Genomic DNA, 20,236 nt, shown 5'->3' with positions numbered 1-20,236 from the left:
CGTCCTTCTTAATTATTGTTATCGCGAATTTCTTGCCACAGCTTGCCGCACTTGGCGTCGTAAGCCTGACCGTTACCGCTGTGAACCGCCATAATGCAGTTCTGATAATCCATCACCCGTACCGTTTCCTGCGCAGCGAACTGCTGGTGCTGTTTCTCTTGTTTCAGCACGTTCAGTACCGCCTTGCACGGCTGCAGACGCTCCGGCGAGCCTTCCGCGGTATTGATGCAGGCGCTGTAAGCCTGTTTCAACTTGGCGTCTTCCGGCGGCGCGGTGGGTTGCGCACAGGCGCTCAGCGCCGCAGCGGCCGCCAACATCAGCATGATTTTTTTCATCGTTGAATTCCCTTAACTGCCCCGGCGGCGAGGCCGGGGAACGCATCAGAAGATGGTGAATGGCGCGATGACCATGAATTTGACGTCTTTCTCGTCCTGGAAGATGTTGCCGTAACCGCCGCCCCAGCTCGGAATGTTGGTGTGGTTGTCATACTGGGTGTAATGCAGCTTGAGCAGCGTGCCCTTGGCTCGCCCTTCCTGGATGGTGTACATCGCGTCCAGACTCCAGGCGCTCTCTTTCAGGCGCTGGCTCTGATCGTAGATCGGGTTGGTGCTCGGCTTGGCGTCCCACGCGTAAACGTAAGAGCCGCCGACCGCCATGCCCGGCAGGTTCCAGTTGCTGAGGTCATACATCACGCCGGCATACACCGCTTTTTCGCCGTTGGCGTTAAAGTCGGAGCGGTTATCCCACCACACGTCCAGGCGACCGTTTGACGAGGCGTAGGTCGGGGTCATACGTTGCAGGAAGAAGCCCTGATTGCCTTCCGCCTTGACCATGGTGCCTTCCAGACGCCAGTTGAACTGGCCGGTGGTGTAACCGAAGGTCAACGCCTGCAGCCAGGCCAGGCCGTCATAGATGCTGTTCGGATCGTTCTTGTTGCTGATGCGGTCTTCCGCGCCATAGAACTGGTAACTGGTGGTCAGTGGGTTGCCCAGCAGATCGAATTTGTAAGACGCCTTGGTGAAGTACTGATTCACGTACCCCTGGGCCTGGCCGTAAGCGGCTTCCAGCACCAGATCGTTTTTGAAATCGTACTTGGCGCCCAGCGAGTGCAGGTAGGAGACACGGGTTTTCTTATCGTTCTGGCGGAAGTCGTCCATCTCGATATGCCACGGCGCTTTGTATTTGTCGGCCCACATGTAGGAGAAGCTCAACGCGCCGGCATCGCCGTAGTCGAACTTGGCGCCGGCTTCAGCTCCCTGATAAGTGCCCGGCATAAAGCTCCAGTGCGGCGCCAGCAGGGTTTGACCGCTCGGCTGAATATAGCCGGCGCGCGCCCAGACCGGGCCGTATTTGAATTTGGCGGCGGCTTTGTACAGGCTGATACCGCCTTTATCACCGGAGTAGTCTTCGTCGTAGGTACGGTTCTTCGAGGAGAACGCGATTTCGTTCGGGTGACCGCTGGCGCTGGATTCAGCCAGTTCGATGGCGGTAAAAGTGCCGACATCCAGACCGAACATGTCCCAGGCGTAGCCCGACGCGAAATCCAGGCTCAGGTTGGCGGTAGAGTGGGACAGGTTGGTGGTGTATTGATTGTAATCCTTGCTGTCCGGATTGAGATCTTTACGGTCACGCTCACGTTGCCAGTAATAAATGCCGCCGGTCAGCGTGGAATCCTCGATAAACCCTGCGGCTTTCGCCTCAGGCGCCATGGCAAACCCTGTTCCCAACAGCGCGCCCGCGACTGCGAGCGCCAGCGTTTTACGCTGAGCACCGTGCGTACCCATATTGAAATTCCTCTTTGACTTAACTTAAAAGTTGCAGCCGCCTGTGTTCACCACTGCCCTGCACGACTGCCAATAAAAAACCCGAACGGGTAAAAAATATTGCCGACGAGATGTTATTCCCACAGCACTAATTGCTACAGACAGACTATTTTTCGCGACGCGAATTATCAAATGAAAAATGCGGAAGATTTGTCAAAGTATGACAAGGAGCACATATCGGTGATAATTTGTTACGCTGGCATTCATGGAAGGTGTCTAATAAAAAATTCAATTAAATCAGAATAAATACGGATACCAGGTCAACCAGAGACGATTAATGGTTTCAGCCTGACTAAATCCGTCAGTCAGGAGATAAAATTTGAGAGCGCTCTCTAAATGAAATTAATTCGCATCACGAATATATAAGTAAAGATTAAGACTACTAAGCCCAATATAAGAAAACTTATTGATTAACGCACCGCAGTTAATTAAACGCAGCCCGGAAAAACGTGGCGGGAATAGATGATTTACTCAATAGCAGGCATAAAAAAGCGCGGCCTGAGCCGCGCTGATACATTAATTTTCGAGGCGATTAAGATTAGCCTTCGATTTTCGCCCAGGTGTCACGCAGACCGACGGTGCGGTTAAACACCAGGTGCTCAGCCGAAGAGTAATGGCTGTCGGCGCAGAAGTAGCCTTCACGCTCGAACTGATAGGCTTTCTCCGGCTGTGCGGCCGCCAGACTCGGCTCAACGAAACCGTGCTTGATCACCAGCGATTCCGGGTTAATGGTGGAGAGGAAGTCCTCCGCCGCGCCCGGGTTAGGCACGCTGAACAGGCGATCGTACAGGCGAATTTCCGCCGGCAGCGCGTGCGCCGCAGACACCCAGTGGATCACGCCCTTCACCTTGCGGCCGTCGGCAGGATCTTTGCTCAGCGTTTCCGCATCGTAGCTGCAGAAGATGGTGGTGATCTCGCCGGCTTCATCTTTCTCGACGCGCTCGGCCTTGATCACGTACGCGTTGCGCAGACGCACTTCTTTGCCCAGCACCAGACGCTTGTACTGCTTGTTGGCTTCTTCGCGGAAGTCGGCGCGATCGATATAGATCTCACGGCTGAACGGCACATCGCGGTTGCCCATTTCCGGCTTGTTCGGGTGGTTAGGCATGCTGACCATTTCCACCGCATCGCCCATGTTCTCGATGACGATTTTCACCGGATCCAGCACCGCCATGGCGCGCGGCGCGTTCTCGTTCAGATCGTCGCGGATGCAGGATTCCAGCGCCACCATTTCGACGTTGTTGTCTTGCTTGGTTACGCCGATGCGCAGGCAGAACTCGCGGATCGAGGCGGCAGTATAACCGCGGCGGCGCAGACCGGAGACGGTCGGCATGCGCGGATCATCCCAACCTTCGACGATCTTCTCGGCCACCAGCTGATGCAGCTTGCGCTTCGACATGATGGCGTATTCGAGGTTGAGACGCGAAAACTCGTACTGGCGCGGGTGGCAAGGAATGGTGATGTTATCCAGCACCCAATCATACAGACGGCGGTTATCCTGGAATTCCAGGGTGCACAGCGAATGGGTGATCCCTTCCAGCGCATCGGAAATGCAGTGGGTGAAATCGTACATCGGGTAGATGCACCATTTATTGCCGGTCTGGTGGTGTTCGGCGAACTTGATGCGGTACAGCACCGGATCGCGCATCACGATAAACGGCGAAGCCATATCGATCTTGGCGCGCAGGCAGGCGGCGCCTTCGGCGAATTCGCCGTTGCGCATCTTCTCGAACAGCGCCAGGTTCTCTTCCACGCTGCGACCGCGGTACGGGCTGTCTTTGCCCGGCGCAGTCAGGGTGCCGCGGTATTCGCGGATCTGCTCCGGCGACAGTTCGTCGACGTAGGCCAGCCCTTTGCTGATAAGCTCCACCGCGTACTGGTGCAGCTGATCGAAATAGTCTGAGGAGTAACGAACGTTGCCGCTCCACTCAAAGCCCAGCCACTCCACGTCGTGCTTGATAGACTCGACGAACTCGATGTCTTCTTTCACCGGGTTGGTGTCGTCGAAACGCAGGTTGCACTGGCCCTGATAGTCCTTGGCGATGCCGAAGTTCAGGCAGATGGACTTGGCGTGGCCGATATGCAGATAGCCGTTAGGCTCCGGCGGGAAACGGGTATGTACCGACGTGTGTTTCCCCGACGCCAGATCTTCATCGACGATCTGACGGATAAAATTGGTTGGGCGGGCTTCAGCCTCACTCATTTCACTGTTCCTCAATGCAAAGCGCTACACATAACCGCCTATGATCCAACAAGCCACGTCTGGAAACAACCGTTTGTTTCATGAAAAATGCGGCGCGTTGCACCATCGGCGCGCAGCGCACCGCCGTAGGGCGAAACGGGATAAAAAAAGCGGGAAGAGATCGCTCTCTTCCCGCCAAGTCGGGGCAAACTCCGCCATGATGCGTGTTAGGCCCCAGGCACTACTCAGGTAAAAACAGCCTTATTTCTGGATCTCATACAGCTTGGTCTGACCGGCGACCACAGAGCCGCTGGCCAGCGCCGCCAGGCCGGCGTACTCGTCAGAGTTGCTGACCACCACCGGGCTTATCATCGAACGCGCATTGGCATTCAGGTAATCCAGATCCAGTTCCAGAATCGGTTGACCGGCTTTCACTTCCGCGCCCTCTTCCACCAGGCGTTTGAAGCCCTGGCCTTCCAGCGCGACGGTGTCGATCCCCATGTGCACCACGATCTCGGCGCCCTTGTCGGTTTCCAGGCAGAATGCGTGGTTGGTATTGAAGATTTTCACCACGGTGCCGTCAGCCGGCGCCACCACGATCTTGTCGGTCGGGCGAATCGCCAGGCCGTCGCCTACCGCCTTGCTGGCGAAGGCTTCGTCCGGCACCTGATCGAGCGCCACCACTTCGCCGGTCACCGGCGCCAGCAGCGTTTCAAACGCGGCTTTCGGCGCGTTCGGCACCGCCTGCGGTTTGGCTTCCGCGGCAGGCGCCGCCGCCGGGGCCGCCGCTGCCGCGACCGGTCCGGCTGCAATCACGTTGCGCATTGCGCTGGCGATAAGTTCGGCACGGGTGCCGACGATCACTTGCACGCTCTGCTTGTTCAGGCGGATAACGCCCGACGCGCCGAGGCGTTTCGCCAATGCGTCGTTCACCAGCGCGGAGTCTTTCACGTTCAAACGCAGGCGGGTGATGCAGGCGTCGATGCCGGTCAGGTTGTCGGAACCGCCGATCGCGCCGACGTAACGACGAGCCAGGGTGGTGGTTTCGTTCTCGTCTTTACCGGCGTTGCTGTCGACGTTGACGTCGTAGCCGTCGGTTTCGTCACCGGCAACCGCCAGCTCGCGGCCCGGAGTCATCAGGTTGAATTTTTTGATGGTGAAGCGGAACACCACGTAGTAGATGACGAAGAACACCAGGCCTTGCGGGATCAGCATGTACCAGTGGGTCGCCAGCGGGTTGCGAGACGACAGCACCATATCCACCAGGCCGGCGCTGAAGCCGAAACCGGCGATCCAATGCATGCTGGCGGCGATGAACACCGAGATACCGGTCAGCACGGCGTGGATCACGTACAGCACCGGCGCCACGAACATGAAGGAGAATTCCAGCGGTTCGGTAATACCGGTAAAGAAGGCGGCGAAAGCGGCCGCCAGCATGATGCCCGCCACTTTGGCTTTGTTCTCAGGACGCGCGCAGTGGTAAATGGCCAGCGCCGCCCCCGGCAGACCGAACATCATGATCGGGAAGAAGCCCGCCTGATAACGGCCGGTGATGCCGACAACCGCTTTACCGGCTTCGATCGACTGCTGGCCGCCAAGGAAGTTAGGAATATCGTTGATGCCGGCCACGTCGAACCAGAACACCGAGTTCAGCGCGTGGTGCAGGCCGACCGGGATCAGCAGGCGGTTGAAGAAGGCGTAGATGCCCGCGCCGACCGAGCCCATTTTCTGAATGTGTTCACCGAAGTTCACCAGACCGTTGAAGATCACCGGCCAAATGTACATCAGGATGAAAGCCACCAGGATCATCAGGAAGGAAATGAGGATCGGCACCAAACGGCGGCCGCTGAAGAACGACAGCGCCTTGGGCAGCTCGACGCCGCTGAAGCGGTTGTACACTTCGGCGGAGATGATGCCCACCAGAATACCGACGAACTGGTTCTGGATCTTGCCGAACGCGGCGGGCACCTGATCGAGCGGGATCTTCTGAATCATCGACACGGCGGCCGGCGAACAGAGAGTGGTCAGCACCAGGAAGCCGACGAAGCCGGTCAACGCGGCGGCGCCGTCCTTGTCTTTGGACATGCCGTAGGCCACGCCGATAGCGAACAGCACCGACATGTTGTCGATGATAGCGGAGCCGGATTTAATGAAGAAAGCGGCGAGCGCGTTGTCGCCGCCCCAACCAACAGGGTCAATCCAGTACCCGACGCCCATCAAGATGGCGGCGGCGGGCAGCGTGGCGACCGGCACCATCAGCGCCCGTCCCACCTTTTGCAAATAACTAAGAATGTTCACCTTTTCCCCCTATGTTGTCCGCGGACGGACCCTATTAGTAGTTTATTTGGAGCTCTCACTACCTTTTTAGAAACAGCGCTTGGCACGTATCACTCATGCCGAGTGTAAAAAATTTATTTTGTATCGCAAATTAAAACCTCCCTTTTTGTGATAAATATCACCAAAAAGTAGTCTTTACCTCCCAGATTGCTGGCCATCACACAAAACTTATTTTATCATTCAAAAAATCAACCGGACGGACGATTCACGCGAGAATCATAAAGCTGGGTTACGCTTACGACTCCCGCAGGCCCGTACAGTATAGCTTTAGTTTACTTATCCCAAGAGGTGTTAGATGAGACTTATCCCACTGAAAGATACCGCACAAGTCGGCAAATGGGCCGCGCGTCATATCGTTCAACGCATCAACGCATTCAAGCCAACCGCAGAGCGCCCGTTTGTTCTCGGCCTGCCCACCGGCGGCACGCCGCTGGAAGCCTACAAACATCTGATTGCGATGCACAAAGCAGGTGAAGTAAGCTTTAAGCATGTTGTGACTTTCAACATGGACGAGTACGTTGGCCTGCCGCAGGAACACCCGGAAAGCTATCACACCTTCATGTACCGCAACTTCTTTGATCACATTGATATCCCTAGCGAAAATATCAACCTGCTGAACGGCAACGCCGCGGATGTCGACGCCGAGTGCCGCCAGTACGAAGAGAAGATCAAGTCTTACGGCAAAATTAACCTGTTCATGGGCGGCGTGGGCATCGACGGCCATATCGCGTTCAACGAGCCGGCTTCGTCCCTGGCTTCGCGCACCCGCATCAAAACGCTGACCGAAGACACCCGCATCGCCAACTCGCGCTTCTTCGGCGGCGATGTCAGCCTGGTGCCGAAATATGCGCTGACCGTCGGCGTGGGCACGCTGCTGGACGCGGAAGAAGTGATGATCCTGGTCACCGGCCACGCCAAGGCGCAGGCACTGGAAGCCGCAGTGGAAGGCAATATCAACCACATGTGGACCATCAGCTGTCTGCAGCTGCACGCCAAAGCGGTAGTGGTGTGCGACGAACCGGCTACCATGGAGCTGAAAGTCAAAACCGTCAAATATTTCCGCGAGTTAGAAGCGGAAAGCGTTAAAAGTCTTTAATCTTTGCAGGGGGCTACGATGTTCGCTTTAACCCACGGCCGAATCTATACCGGCCACGACGTACTTGATGACCATGCAGTCATTATCGCTGATGGGCTGATCGAGAAAGTCTGCCCGGCGGCTGAATTGCCCGCCGGCATCGAAACGCGCGACCTGGGTGGCGCCATCCTGGCCCCCGGGCTTATCGACGTGCAGCTGAACGGCTGCGGCGGCGTACAGTTCAACGATTCGCTGGAAGCAATCTCGGAAGAAACGCTGGAGATCATGCAGCGCGCCAACGAGAAATCCGGCTGCACCAGCTATCTGCCGACGCTGATCACCAGCAGCGACGAATTCATGAAGCACAGCGTCGACGTGATGCGCGCTTATCTGAAAAAGCACCAAAACCAGGCGTTGGGCCTGCACCTGGAAGGGCCATACCTCAGCCCGGTGAAAAAAGGCACCCACAATCCGGCGTTCATTCGCAAGCCGACCCAGGAAATGATCGATTACCTGTGCGCCAACGCCGACGTGATCACCAAGGTGACGTTGGCGCCGGAAATGGTTGAGCCGCACTTTATCAAGCAGCTGACCGAGGCCGGCATCGTGGTCTCCGCCGGCCACTCGAACGCCACCTACGATCAGGCTCGCACCGGTTTCGCCGCCGGCATCAGCTTCGCCACCCACCTGTACAACGCCATGCCTTATATCACCGGCCGCGAACCGGGGCTGATGGGGGCGATCTTCGATACGCCGGAGGTCTATACCGGCATCATCGCCGACGGCCATCACGTGGCCTGGGCGAGTATCCGTAACGCCAAACGCCTGAAAGGTGATAAATTGGTCTTGGTCACCGATGCCACCGCGCCGGCGGGTGCAGATATTGACCAATTTATTTTCGCCGGTAAAACAATATACTATCGGGATGGGCTGTGCGTGGATGAGAACGGCACCCTGAGCGGTTCCGCGCTGACCATGATCGAAGCGGTGCGAAACAGCGTCGAGCATATCGGCATCGCGCTGGACGAAGCGCTGCGCATGGCGACGCTGTATCCGGCGCGCGCCATCGGTGTCGATCACCGTCTGGGCACCCTCGAAGCCGGCAAGGTGGCTAACCTGACCGCCTTCACCCGTGATTTCAAGATCACCAAAACGCTCGTTAACGGTAACGAGGTTTAATTCAATGAACAGCGAGTAAAATTATTGATGAGCACTGGCGGACAAGCACAAATAGGGAACGTTGACTTAGTCAAACAACTTAACGGCGCGGCAGTTTACCGCCTGATCGACCAGCAGGGCCCGATCTCGCGCATTCAGATTGCCGAACTCAGCCAGCTCGCCCCCGCCAGCGTCACCAAAATTACTCGCCAGCTGCTGGAGCGCGGGCTGATCAAAGAAGTCGATCAGCAAGCCTCCACCGGCGGCCGCCGCGCGATCTCCATCGTGTCGGAAACCCGTCATTTCCATACCGTCGCGGTGCGTCTCGGCCGCCACGACGCCACCATCACCCTGTATGACATGAGCGGCAAGTCGCTCAGCGAAGAACACTATCCGCTGCCGGAACGCACTCAAGAAACGCTGGAGAATGCGCTGTTCGCCGCCATCGACCAATTCATCGACGCTAACCAGCGCCGCCTGCGCGAGCTGATCGCCATCGCGGTGATCCTGCCCGGCCTGGTGGATCCGGCGCTGGGCGTGGTGCGCTACATGCCGCACATCAGCGTCAGCAATTGGGCGCTGGTGGACAACCTGCAGCAGCGCTTTAACGTCACCAGCTTCGTCGGCCACGACATCCGCAGCCTGGCGCTGGCGGAGCACTACTTCGGCGCCACCCGCGACTGCGAAGACTCGATTCTGGTGCGCCTGCACCGCGGCACCGGCGCCGGCATCATCGTCAACGGGCAGATTTTTCTCGGCAACAACGGCAACGTCGGCGAGATCGGCCATATCCAGATCGATCCGTTGGGGGAACGCTGCCACTGCGGCAACTTCGGCTGCCTGGAAACCGTGGCCGCCAACGCCGCGATCGAACAGCGCGTGCGCCAGCTGCTGAGCCAGGGCTACCCGAGCAAACTGACGCTGGAAGACTGCGGCATCAACGCCATCTGCAAGGCCGCCAACCGCGGCGATCTGCTGGCCAGCGAAGTGATCGAACACGTAGGCCGCTATCTGGGCAAAGCGGTGGCCATCGCCATCAACCTGTTCAATCCGCAGAAGGTGGTGATCGCCGGTGAGATCACCGAAGCGGACAAGGTGCTGCTGCCGGCGATCCAGAGCTGCATCAATACCCAGGTGCTGAAGGACTTCCGCAAAAATCTGCCGGTGGTGACCTCCGAACTCAATCATCGCTCGGCGATCGGCGCTTTCGCCCTGGCCAAACGCGCGATGCTCAACGGCGTGCTCTTGCAGCGATTGCTGGAAAGCTGATCCGCCGCTTCTGGCAGGCGTGTTATCGTCACCCTTCGCCTGCCGTAATCATGAGAAACAGCGACAAATGAAAATCAAAAACGTTATATGCGATATCGACGGCGTGCTGCTGCATGACAATACGCCGGTGCCCGGCGCCGATCTGTTCCTGGCGCGCATCCAGGAACAGGGCATGCCGCTGGTGGTGCTGACTAACTACCCGTCACAGACCGCACAGGATCTGGCGAACCGCTTCGCCGCCGCCGGGCTGGAAGTGCCGGAGAGCGCGTTCTACACCTCGGCGATGGCCACCGCCGATTTCCTGCGCCGTCAGGAAGGCAAAAAAGCCTATGTGGTCGGCGAAGGCGCCCTGATCCATGAGCTGTACAAAGCCGGTTTCACCATCACCGACATCAACCCCGACTTCGTGATCGTCGGTGAAACCCGCTCTTACAACTGGGACATGATGCATAAAGCCGCCTACTTCGTCAGTAACGGCGCGCGCTTTATCGCCACCAACCCGGATAGTCACGGCCACGGCTTCTCGCCGGCCTGCGGCGCGCTGTGCGCCCCCATCGAGAAGATCACCGGCCGCAAGCCGTTTTACGTCGGCAAGCCCAGCCCGTGGATCATTCGCGCCGCACTGAACAAAATGCAGGCGCACTCGGAAGAGACGGTGATCGTCGGCGATAACCTGCGCACCGACATTCTGGCGGGCTTCCAGGCCGGCCTGGAAACCGTGCTGGTGCTGTCCGGCGTCTCCACGCTGAGCGACATCGAAACCATGCCGTTCCGCCCGAGCTACGTCTACCCTTCCGTCGCCGATATCACCATCTTCTGATGCGGCCATGGCGGCCGCCCGGCCGCCATTATTTCCTTCTCCCTCAGCGTCGGTTTGAATTTAATTCGTTCATGGCCGTAAAAGGTTTCAGCCTGCCTGCGTTAAAAATCCTCATTATAACGTTACGCCCCGCCAATAGCTGATATTGCCGGAGAGCGAAAAACCCTTACTCCTAATTAATGAGGCTACCATGAGCACAAATAACACGATTAATGCCGTCGCCGCCGATGACGCGGCCATTATGCCGTCTATCGCCAATAAAAAGATCCTGATGGGTTTCTGGCACAACTGGGCCGCCGGCGCCAGTGACGGCTATCAGCAGGGCCAGTTCACCAATATGAACCTGACCGACATTCCCGCCGAGTACAACGTGGTGGCCGTCGCCTTTATGAAAGGCCAGGGCATCCCGACCTTCAAGCCTTACAACCTGTCCGATGCCGAGTTCCGCCGCCAGGTGGGCGTGCTGAACAGCCAGGGCCGCGCGGTGCTGATCTCCCTCGGCGGCGCAGACGCGCATATCGAGCTGAAAACCGGCGACGAAGACAAGCTGAAAGACGAGATTATTCGCCTGGTGGAAGTCTATGGCTTCGACGGCCTGGATATCGATCTGGAACAGGCGGCGATCGGCGCCGCCAATAATAAAACCGTCTTGCCTGCGGCGCTGAAAAAAGTAAAAGACCATTACGCCGCCCAGGGGAAAAACTTTATTATCAGCATGGCGCCGGAATTCCCGTATTTACGCACCAACGGCACCTACCTGGATTATATTAACGCCCTCGAAGGCTATTACGACTTTATCGCGCCGCAATATTATAACCAGGGCGGCGACGGTATTTGGGTGGATGAACTCAATGCCTGGATCACGCAGAATAACGACGCCATGAAAGAGGACTTCCTCTACTACCTGACGGAAAGCCTGGTTACCGGCACCCGCGGCTATGCGAAGATCCCGGCGGCGAAATTCGTCATCGGCCTGCCGAGCAACAACGATGCCGCCGCCACCGGCTACGTGGTCAACAAACAGGCGGTGTATAACGCTTTCTCGCGTCTCGACGCCAAAAACCTGTCGATCAAGGGCCTGATGACCTGGTCAATCAACTGGGATAACGGCAAGAGCAAAGCCGGCGTCGCCTACAATTGGGAGTTCAAAACCCGCTATGCGCCGCTGATTCAGGGCGGCGTCACCCCGCCGCCGGGAAAGCCTAATGCGCCGACGGCGCTGACGGTCGCCGAGCTGGGCGCCACCTCGCTGAAACTGAGCTGGGCCGCCGCCACCGGCGCCTCACCGATCGCCAGCTACACCGTCTACCGCAACGGCAACCCGATCGGCCAAACCGCCGGTCTGTCGCTGGCCGACAGCGGTCTGACGCCGGCAACCCAGTACAGCTACTTCGTTACCGCGACCGACACCCTGGGCAATACCTCCCTGCCGAGCAGCGCGCTGGCGGTCAAAACCGCCAATGACGGTACGCCGCCCGATCCGGGCGCGCCCGAGTGGCAGAACAACCACAGCTACAAAGCCGGCGACGTCGTGAGTTATAAAGGCAAGAAATACACCTGTATTCAGGCGCACACCTCCAATGCCGGCTGGACGCCGGATGCCGCGTTCACCCTCTGGCAGCTCATCGCCTAATCGCTAATCGATTGCCGGTCAAACTGGCCGGCAATCCCGCCATCACGCTAAAAATTGCATAATCGATAATTTTTCACGCCGATAACTGAAAATCCGTTAAAAACCTCAGCTACGCAAACAACTATTTCTCAGCGCATGGCTAAAACGCTTGCATCCTCTGCAGCTTTTGGCGCATTTTCATAACCACAGCGCAGCAAAACCGCGTTATCGCTGATAAATCGGCAATGCTGCCCATAACAGTAAAAACAACATCACAGTCATAAAAGCCCGTTAGGAGAGTTGTATGTGTTCTATTTTCGGTGTGCTCGATCTGAAGTCCGATCCCGTTGAACTGCGTAAGAAAGCGCTGGAGCTGTCACGTCTGATGCGCCACCGCGGCCCGGATTGGTCCGGCGTTTACGCCAGCGACAAAGCCATTCTGGCTCACGAACGCCTGTCGATCGTCGACGTCAACAACGGCGCTCAACCGCTGTACAACGCTGCGCACACCCACGTTCTGGCGGTCAACGGCGAAATTTACAACCATCAGGCGCTGCGCCAACAGCTGAGCGACCGCTATGCCTTCCAGACCGGCTCCGACTGTGAAGTGATCCTGGCGCTGTATCAGGAGAAAGGCCCGGAGTTCCTCGACGATCTGCAAGGCATGTTCGCCTTTGCCCTGTATGACACCGAAAAAGACGCCTACCTGATCGGCCGCGATCACCTGGGCATCATCCCGCTGTATATGGGCCATGACGAACACGGCAACCTGTACGTTGCCTCGGAAATGAAAGCGCTGGTGCCGGTGTGCCGCACCATCAAGGAATTCCCGGCCGGCAGCTACCTGTGGAGCCAGGACGGCCAGATCCGCGAATACTATCGCCGCGACTGGTTCGATTACGACAGCGTCAAGGACAACGTGACCGACGCCGCCGCCCTGCGCACCGCGCTGGAAGAGTCGGTGAAAAGCCACCTGATGTCCGACGTGCCTTACGGCGTGCTGCTCTCGGGCGGGCTGGATTCCTCGGTCATTTCGGCGATCACCAAGAAGTACGCCGCGCGCCGCGTGGAAGATCAGGAACGCAGCGAAGCCTGGTGGCCGCAGTTGCACTCCTTCGCCGTCGGGCTGGAAGGCTCGCCGGATCTGCGCGCCGCGCAGGAGGTGGCCAACCATCTGGGCACCGTGCACCATGAGATCCACTTCACCGTGCAGGAAGGGCTGGACGCCATCCGCGACGTGATTTACCACATCGAAACCTATGACGTCACCACCATCCGCGCGTCGACGCCGATGTACCTGATGTCGCGCAAAATCAAGGCGATGGGCATCAAGATGGTGCTTTCCGGCGAAGGCGCGGACGAAGTGTTCGGCGGCTACCTGTACTTCCATAAGGCGCCGGACGCCCGCGAATTCCACGAAGAGACCGTACGCAAACTGCTGGCGCTGCACATGTTCGACTGCGCGCGCGCCAACAAGGCGATGTCCGCCTGGGGCGTCGAAGCCCGCGTGCCGTTCCTGGACAAGAAATTCCTCGATGTGGCAATGCGCATCAACCCGAAAGATAAAATGTGCGGCAACGGCAAAATGGAAAAACACATCGTTCGCGAATGTTTCGAGTCCTATTTGCCCGCCAGCGTGGCCTGGCGCCAGAAAGAGCAGTTCTCCGACGGCGTCGGCTACAGCTGGATCGACACGCTAAAAGAGGTGGCTGCGCAGCAAATTAGCGATCAACAGCTCGAAACCGCGCGTTTCCGCTTCCCGTACAACACGCCGACGTCGAAAGAAGGCTACCTGTACCGCGAAATCTTCGAGGAGCTGTTCCCGCTGCCGAGCGCCGCCGAATGCGTGCCGGGCGGCCCATCCGTCGCCTGCTCGTCCGCCAAGGCCATCGAGTGGGATGAATCGTTCAAGAAGATGGACGATCCTTCCGGCCGCGCCGTCGGCGTGCACCAGGCCGCCTATAAATAATCGCGCGGCATTTTCCCCGAGGCGGGCCTTTTGGCCCGCCTTTTTGTTGCCTTTTCCGCCCGCCAACTGCCTGAATTGCCGATTTTATCGCCATAATGTTCACAACCCAGACAAACGGCGCTTCCGGGCGCTTTTTCGGGAAAAAACTTGTTGACGCAAATCGGTCATATACGCATAATGCGCCCCGCAACGCCGATGAAGGCAAAGCAAAAAAAGAGGGCTACGTAGCTCAGCTGGTTAGAGCACATCACTCATAATGATGGGGTCACAGGTTCGAATCCCGTCGTAGCCACCATCTCTTTTTTGTATTTGCGGGAGTGGCGAAATTGGTAGACGCACCAGATTTAGGTTCTGGCGCCGCAAGGTGTGCGAGTTCAAGTCTCGCCTCCCGCACCATTTCTCTTCATCGTCGGCGCAGTATGTTGATGGGGTATCGCCAAGCGGTAAGGCACCGGTTTTTGATACCGGCATTCCCTGGTTCGAATCCAGGTACCCCAGCCATATTCTTTCGGGAATGGGGTTTCAACATAAGATTTGTTTGCAGGTGGGGTATCGCCAAGCGGTAAGGCACCGGTTTTTGATACCGGCATTCCCTGGTTCGAATCCAGGTACCCCAGCCATAACAAACTGCTTGCAAATCAAAGAAGTAAAAAGTAACATCGGCTACGTAGCTCAGCTGGTTAGAGCACATCACTCATAATGATGGGGTCACAGGTTCAAATCCCGTCGTAGCCACCATAATTGGGGTGTCGCCAAGCGGTAAGGCTCTGGTTTCTGATACCAGCATACCCAGGTTCGAATCCTGGCACCCCAGCCATATTTAGAAAAGCCCGCTTCGGCGGGCTTTTTGCTGTCTGCCGTTCAGCCAACCTTAAATAGGCCCAGCCACCGCTGAGCCCTGTCGGTTACAATCCCAAGGCGTACTTCAACGCATGCTCTTTCAGCTTGCCCGCCCGCTGCGCGGCCATCAGCGCCAGATTGCGCGCCACGGTCAGCGGCGCCAGGTTATTGCTGAAGGCGGTATAGAACAGATCCATGCCGCTCTGCATCAACAGATTGTCGGTACGGCGGCGGCGTTGATAGCGCAGCAGCACCGCCTCGCCGCTCCAGTCTTCTCCCTGCTCCCGCGCCTCGCTCAGCACGTTCAGCAAGGCATCCACATCGCGATACCCCAGATTGACGCCCTGCCCGGCCAGCGGGTTGATGGTATGCGCCGCATCGCCCAGCAGCGCCAGGCCCGGCAGCACGTAGCGCTGCGCATGACGGCGCGTCAACGGGAACGATCCGGCGGCATGCACCTTGACCGGGCCCAGTCGCGCCGGAAAAGCGGCGGCGATCTCGCGCTCCAGCTGCGCCGGCGGCATCGCCTGCAGTTGGCGAATGCGCTGCGGGCTGTCATACCACACCAGCGACGCCCAGCTGTCGTACAGCGGCAGGAAAGCGCGCGGCCCTGACGGGAAGAAGCGCTGCCAGGTCACATCCTGCTGCGGCGCGCCGGTATCGACGGTGATCAACATGCACGCCTGACGATACTGCCAGCCGTTGGTGCCGATCGCCGCCAGCTTGCGCACCTGCGAGTTGGCGCCGTCGGCGCCGACAACCAGCCGCGCCTGCAGCGTTTCACCGCTGTCCAGCGTCAGTTGCCAGGCCTTGTCCGCCCGCTGCAGCGATTGCAGCCTGGCGGGGCACAGCAGCGTCAAATTGGCGCACTGTGCGAACTGCTGCCACAGCGCCAGCTGCAAAATGCGGTTTTCCACCATAAAGCCCAACTCCGGCAGCCCCAGCGATAGCGCATCGAACGCCACGCGCGACGACGCCCATTCCCAGGTCTCCAGCCGGCGATACGGCGCCGTGCGCATCGCCGTCACGGCGGGCCAGGCGCCGAGCTGTTTCAGCAGCCCCACCGAGGTGCAGCCGATAGCGGAAATGCGCAGGTCCGGCGGGCTTTGCGCCTCGAACGCCTGCGGCGCCTGATGTTCCAGCAACGCCACCGACCAGCCCGCCTGCGCCAGGCCCAGAGCCGCCGCCGCGCCGACCATGCCGCCGCCCACCACCACCGCGTCATACCGATTTTGAGATGTCTTCATATTGGCTATGTTTTCTGTGTGAATGCTCGCCATCCCACCCGGCATGGCGTTTTGCGCAGTGTACCGGATTTTCGCTTCGGCTTCAGGTTGCGTGCCATTTTCCCCCGCGCTGGTCACAACGGCGGCAAATGATTACAATACGCGCCCTGCATGTCGCGTAACGCAACTTTCGCTCCGCACTGAGTAATGGCAAGTCAATGACGAAAAAACTACATATCAAAACCTGGGGCTGCCAGATGAATGAGTACGATTCATCGAAAATGGCCGACCTGTTGAACAGCACGCACGGCTTCGAGTGGACCGACAACGCCGAGGAAGCGGACGTGCTGTTGCTGAACACCTGCTCGATCCGTGAAAAAGCGCAGGAAAAAGTTTTCGCCATGCTGGGGCGCTGGCGCTTGCTGAAAGAGAAGAACCCGTCTGTCATCATCGGCGTCGGCGGTTGCGTGGCCTCGCAAGAAGGCGAACTGATCCGCAGCCGCGCGCCTTGCGTCGACGTGGTATTCGGCCCGCAGACCCTGCACCGCCTGCCGGAAATGATCAACCACGTTCAGGGCACCCGCAGCCCGGTGGTCGATATCAGTTTCCCTGAGATCGAAAAGTTCGACCGCCTGCCGGAGCCGCGCGCCGAAGGCCCGACCGCGTTCGTGTCGATCATGGAAGGCTGCAACAAATACTGCACTTTCTGCGTGGTGCCATACACCCGCGGCGAGGAAGTGAGCCGCCCGAGCGACGACGTGCTGTTCGAAATCGCCCAACTGGCGGCGCAGGGCGTGCGCGAAGTCAACCTGCTCGGCCAAAACGTCAACGCGTACCGCGGCGCCACGCATGACGGCGATATCTGCTCGTTCGCCGAACTGCTGCGCCTGGTGGCCGCCATCGACGGCATCGATCGCATTCGCTTCACCACCAGCCACCCTATCGAGTTCACCGACGACATCATCGCGGTGTACGAAGACACGCCGGAGCTGGTCAGCTTCCTGCACCTGCCGGTGCAGAGCGGTTCGGATCGCATCCTGACCATGATGAAACGCGCCCATACCGCGCTGGAGTATAAGGCGATTATCCGCAAGCTGCGCCAGGCGCGCCCGAACATCCAGCTCAGCTCCGACTTCATCGTCGGTTTCCCGGGCGAGAGCCAGGCCGACTTCGAACAAACCATGAACCTGATCGCCGACATCAACTTCGACGTCAGCTTCAGCTTCATCTATTCGTCGCGCCCCGGTACGCCGGCGGCGGACATGGTTGACGACGTCAGCGAAGAAGAGAAAAAACAGCGGCTGTATATTCTGCAGGATCGCATCAACCAGCAGGCGCTGCAGTTCAGCCGCCGCATGCTCGGCACCGTCCAGCGCATTCTGGTGGAAGGCACCTCGCGCAGAAGCGTGATGGAGCTGGCCGGGCGCACGGAGTGCAACCGTGTGGTAAACTTCGAAGGCACACCCGACATGATCGGCCAGTTTGTCGACGTGGAAATTACCGAGGTGCTGACCAACACCCTGCGTGGCGCAGTGGTGCGCACCGAACAGCAGATGGATCTGCGCGTACATGAATCCCCGCAGTCGGTGATCGCCCGTACCCGCAAAGAAAACGCGCTGGGCGTCGGCATTTACCAGCCCTGACGCCGCGGCGGCCCGCCTTATCGCCGCCAGTTCGCGCTATTCCTTACCGTTTCTCCGCCGGGCGTCCGCGCCCGGTGATGTTCTTTTTTCTATTTTTTATTGTTGAAGAGGCGACATAACATGCAACTCCCACACTGCCCGAAGTGCAACTCCGAATACACCTACCAGGACAATGCCCTGTTCATCTGCCCTGAATGCGCCCACGAGTGGAGCGACAGCGCCCCGGCGGAAGATCAGGATGCGCTGATCGTCAAAGACGCCAACGGCAACCTGCTGGCGGACGGCGATGCGGTCACCGTGATCAAAGACCTGAAGGTCAAAGGCAGCTCCTCGATGCTGAAGATCGGCACCAAGGTGAAAAACATTCGTCTGGTGGAAGGCGATCACAACATCGACTGCAAAATCGACGGTTTCGGCCCGATGAAACTGAAGTCCGAATTCGTGAAAAAGAACTGATTCTCGGCGGCCTTGTCCTGTGATGACGCGGCGGGCTTTGCGCCCCGCCGCGTTTTTTCCTTATCTTCCCTTGAATTCCGCCGACGGCGCACAGATAGATCAGCGGTAAACTTGCGCCGTTGCGGCGCACCATGAATAATTCAAGAAAGAGAGTATTCAGGCTCGCCCTGAACGCGCGCGTCCCGGACGCGCTATGTGACATCAACCAGGCCCGATGTGACCTAGAGGAATAGTTTGAACGTCGCAACACAAGAAATTATGTTGGAGCCCGCAGACAACAAGCGTTTGCTCAGCCTGTGCGGCCCGTTTGATGACAACATCAAGCAACTCGAGCGCCGATTGGGCATCGAAATCAATCGTCGCGACAACCGCTTCAAGCTGGTCGGCAAAAACCTGTGCGTGGTCGCCGCCGCCGATATCCTGCGCCATCTGTACGTGGATACCGCGCCGATTCGCGGCGTGATCCCAGATATCGATCCGGAGCAAATCCATCTGGCGATCAAAGAGAGCCGGGTGCTGGAACAGGTGGCGGACAGCGTGCCGGATTATGGCAAGGCGGTCACCATCAAAACCAAGCGCGGCATGGTGAAACCGCGCACGCCTAACCAGGCGCAGTACATCGCCAACATTCTCGATCACGACATCACCTTCGGCATCGGCCCGGCCGGTACCGGCAAAACCTACCTGGCGGTCGCCGCCGCGGTGGATGCGCTGGAACGCCAGGAAATTCGCCGCATTCTGCTGACCCGTCCCGCGGTCGAAGCCGGCGAAAAGCTGGGCTTCCTGCCGGGCGATCTGAGCCAGAAGGTTGATCCTTATCTGCGCCCGCTGTACGACGCCCTGTTCGAAATGCTGGGCTTCGAGCGCGTGGAGAAGCTCATTGAGCGCAACGTGATCGAAGTCGCGCCGCTGGCCTATATGCGCGGCCGTACGCTGAACGATGCCTTTATCATTCTGGATGAGAGCCAGAACACCACCATCGAGCAGATGAAGATGTTCCTGACGCGCATCGGCTTCAACTCTAAGGCGGTCATCACCGGCGACGTCACCCAGATCGACCTGCCGCGCAACCAGAAATCCGGCCTGCGCCACGCGGTGGAAGTGCTGTCGGACGTGGAAGAACTGAGCTTCAACTTCTTCCACAGCGAAGATGTGGTGCGCCACCCGGTGGTGGCCCGCGTGGTCATCGCTTATGAGGCCTGGGAAGCGGCCGAACAGAAACGCAAAGACGCAATTGCCGAACAACGTAAGCGCGAGGCGCTCGCCGCCTCCGAGCAGGAGACACCATGAGTCAGGTGATTTTGGATCTGCAGATTGCCTGTGAAAGCAGCGACGGCCTGCCGGATGAAGCCACGTTCCAGCGCTGGCTGGAAGGCGTGCTGCCGCAATTTCAGGAAGAGGCCGAGGTCACCGTGCGTCTGGTGGACGAAGCGGAAAGCCACGAGCTGAACCTGACCTATCGCGGCAAAGACAAGCCGACCAACGTGCTCTCTTTCCCGTTCGAGGCCCCGCCGGGCATCGAGCTGCCGCTGCTCGGCGATCTGATCATCTGCCGCCAGGTGGTTGAACAGGAAGCGATTGAGCAAGGCAAGGCGCTGGAGGCCCACTGGGCGCATATGGTTGTCCACGGCAGCCTTCATCTGCTAGGGTATGACCACATCGAAGACGATGAAGCCGAAGAAATGGAGTCTTTGGAAACCGAAATCATGCACGGACTGGGCTATCCTGATCCGTACCTGGCGGAAAAAGACCCCGTCTGACGTCAGCCGTTTACCTTACAGCCCCTAACGGGGCTGTCGCTGACGCCCCTTAACTCTGACATGAGT

At 58.5% G+C, this 20,236-nt stretch carries 15 protein-coding genes and 6 tRNA genes; 16 read left to right on the top strand and 5 right to left on the bottom strand.

Annotated elements, in window-relative coordinates:
- Window positions 1–8: 8 nt before the first annotated feature.
- The 4 genes from chiQ to nagE all read right to left on the bottom strand — a co-directional run bounded on the left by chiQ (window position 9) and on the right by nagE (window position 6,303).
- Window positions 9–335, bottom strand: coding sequence for a ChiQ/YbfN family lipoprotein (gene chiQ / locus ACSBQS_RS01675; protein ID WP_025301860.1), 327 nt, complete (start codon window positions 333–335; stop codon window positions 9–11).
- A gap of 45 nt (window positions 336–380) precedes the next feature.
- Window positions 381–1,784, bottom strand: coding sequence for a chitoporin ChiP (gene chiP, locus ACSBQS_RS01670; RefSeq protein ID WP_033642176.1), 1,404 nt, complete (start codon window positions 1,782–1,784; stop codon window positions 381–383).
- 577 nt (window positions 1,785–2,361) lie between these two features.
- The gene (gene glnS, locus ACSBQS_RS01665) at window positions 2,362–4,026 is read right to left on the bottom strand and encodes a glutamine--tRNA ligase (RefSeq protein WP_033642175.1); all 1,665 of its coding nucleotides are present in this window, start codon (window positions 4,024–4,026) and stop codon (window positions 2,362–2,364) included.
- Between the two features lie 240 nt (window positions 4,027–4,266).
- Window positions 4,267–6,303 carry an N-acetylglucosamine-specific PTS transporter subunit IIBC gene (nagE, locus tag ACSBQS_RS01660; RefSeq protein ID WP_047025701.1) on the bottom strand — a complete coding sequence of 679 codons (2,037 nt, stop codon included), beginning with the start codon at window positions 6,301–6,303 and terminating at the stop codon, window positions 4,267–4,269.
- A gap of 334 nt (window positions 6,304–6,637) precedes the next feature.
- Between nagE and nagB the strand changes: the two genes are divergently transcribed.
- The 12 genes from nagB to ACSBQS_RS01600 all read left to right on the top strand — a co-directional run bounded on the left by nagB (window position 6,638) and on the right by ACSBQS_RS01600 (window position 15,062).
- Entirely contained in the window at window positions 6,638–7,438 is an 801-nt protein-coding gene (gene nagB / locus ACSBQS_RS01655; RefSeq protein ID WP_197666233.1) for a glucosamine-6-phosphate deaminase, read from the top strand.
- Window positions 7,439–7,456: 18 nt separating this feature from the next.
- Window positions 7,457–8,596 (top strand): N-acetylglucosamine-6-phosphate deacetylase, encoded by a 1,140-nt coding sequence (gene nagA / locus ACSBQS_RS01650; protein WP_033642173.1) that lies wholly within the window; start codon window positions 7,457–7,459, stop codon window positions 8,594–8,596.
- A gap of 27 nt (window positions 8,597–8,623) precedes the next feature.
- Entirely contained in the window at window positions 8,624–9,844 is a 1,221-nt protein-coding gene (gene nagC / locus ACSBQS_RS01645) for a DNA-binding transcriptional regulator NagC (protein WP_197666231.1), read from the top strand.
- A 67-nt stretch (window positions 9,845–9,911) separates the two neighbouring features.
- Window positions 9,912–10,664 (top strand): HAD-IIA family hydrolase, encoded by a 753-nt coding sequence (locus tag ACSBQS_RS01640; protein WP_004939957.1) that lies wholly within the window; start codon window positions 9,912–9,914, stop codon window positions 10,662–10,664.
- A gap of 190 nt (window positions 10,665–10,854) precedes the next feature.
- On the top strand, window positions 10,855–12,297 hold the full coding sequence (locus ACSBQS_RS01635; protein ID WP_046686571.1) for a carbohydrate-binding protein: 1,443 nt from the start codon (window positions 10,855–10,857) through the stop codon (window positions 12,295–12,297).
- Between the two features lie 283 nt (window positions 12,298–12,580).
- A complete protein-coding gene (asnB, locus tag ACSBQS_RS01630; protein ID WP_033642171.1) occupies window positions 12,581–14,245 on the top strand; it encodes an asparagine synthase B in 1,665 nt (554 codons plus the stop codon).
- 218 nt (window positions 14,246–14,463) lie between these two features.
- Window positions 14,464–14,540, top strand: a tRNA-Met gene (locus ACSBQS_RS01625).
- 16 nt (window positions 14,541–14,556) lie between these two features.
- Window positions 14,557–14,641, top strand: a tRNA-Leu gene (locus ACSBQS_RS01620).
- A gap of 30 nt (window positions 14,642–14,671) precedes the next feature.
- A tRNA-Gln gene (locus ACSBQS_RS01615) sits at window positions 14,672–14,746 on the top strand.
- A 44-nt stretch (window positions 14,747–14,790) separates the two neighbouring features.
- A tRNA-Gln gene (locus ACSBQS_RS01610) sits at window positions 14,791–14,865 on the top strand.
- Window positions 14,866–14,906: 41 nt separating this feature from the next.
- Window positions 14,907–14,983, top strand: a tRNA-Met gene (locus ACSBQS_RS01605).
- Window positions 14,984–14,987: 4 nt separating this feature from the next.
- Window positions 14,988–15,062: transfer RNA gene (locus ACSBQS_RS01600), tRNA-Gln, on the top strand.
- A gap of 88 nt (window positions 15,063–15,150) precedes the next feature.
- Here the strand turns inward: ACSBQS_RS01600 and ubiF are convergent.
- Complete coding sequence (ubiF, locus tag ACSBQS_RS01595) at window positions 15,151–16,332, bottom strand: 3-demethoxyubiquinol 3-hydroxylase (protein WP_089191295.1); 1,182 nt, start codon at window positions 16,330–16,332, stop codon at window positions 15,151–15,153.
- Window positions 16,333–16,529: 197 nt separating this feature from the next.
- On the opposite strand from ubiF, the gene miaB reads away from it, so the two are divergent.
- The 4 genes from miaB to ybeY all read left to right on the top strand — a co-directional run bounded on the left by miaB (window position 16,530) and on the right by ybeY (window position 20,170).
- On the top strand, window positions 16,530–17,954 hold the full coding sequence (gene miaB / locus ACSBQS_RS01590; RefSeq protein WP_047025704.1) for a tRNA (N6-isopentenyl adenosine(37)-C2)-methylthiotransferase MiaB: 1,425 nt from the start codon (window positions 16,530–16,532) through the stop codon (window positions 17,952–17,954).
- Between the two features lie 120 nt (window positions 17,955–18,074).
- A complete protein-coding gene (locus ACSBQS_RS01585) occupies window positions 18,075–18,410 on the top strand; it encodes a zinc ribbon domain-containing protein YjdM (RefSeq protein WP_004939967.1) in 336 nt (111 codons plus the stop codon).
- A gap of 258 nt (window positions 18,411–18,668) precedes the next feature.
- Window positions 18,669–19,700 (top strand): PhoH family protein, encoded by a 1,032-nt coding sequence (locus tag ACSBQS_RS01580; protein ID WP_170853105.1) that lies wholly within the window; start codon window positions 18,669–18,671, stop codon window positions 19,698–19,700.
- Window positions 19,697–20,170 (top strand): rRNA maturation RNase YbeY, encoded by a 474-nt coding sequence (gene ybeY, locus ACSBQS_RS01575; RefSeq protein ID WP_004939970.1) that lies wholly within the window; start codon window positions 19,697–19,699, stop codon window positions 20,168–20,170. Before ACSBQS_RS01580 ends, ybeY begins: the two co-directional genes overlap by 4 nt.
- Window positions 20,171–20,236 lie beyond the last annotated feature (66 nt).

This window comes from Serratia sp. H402Y, from assembly GCF_051172415.1.
Classification (GTDB): Bacteria; Pseudomonadota; Gammaproteobacteria; order Enterobacterales; family Enterobacteriaceae; genus Serratia; species Serratia ureilytica.
Note: the sequence above shows the minus strand (reverse complement) of the source record. Positions and strands in the feature narration are given on the sequence as shown.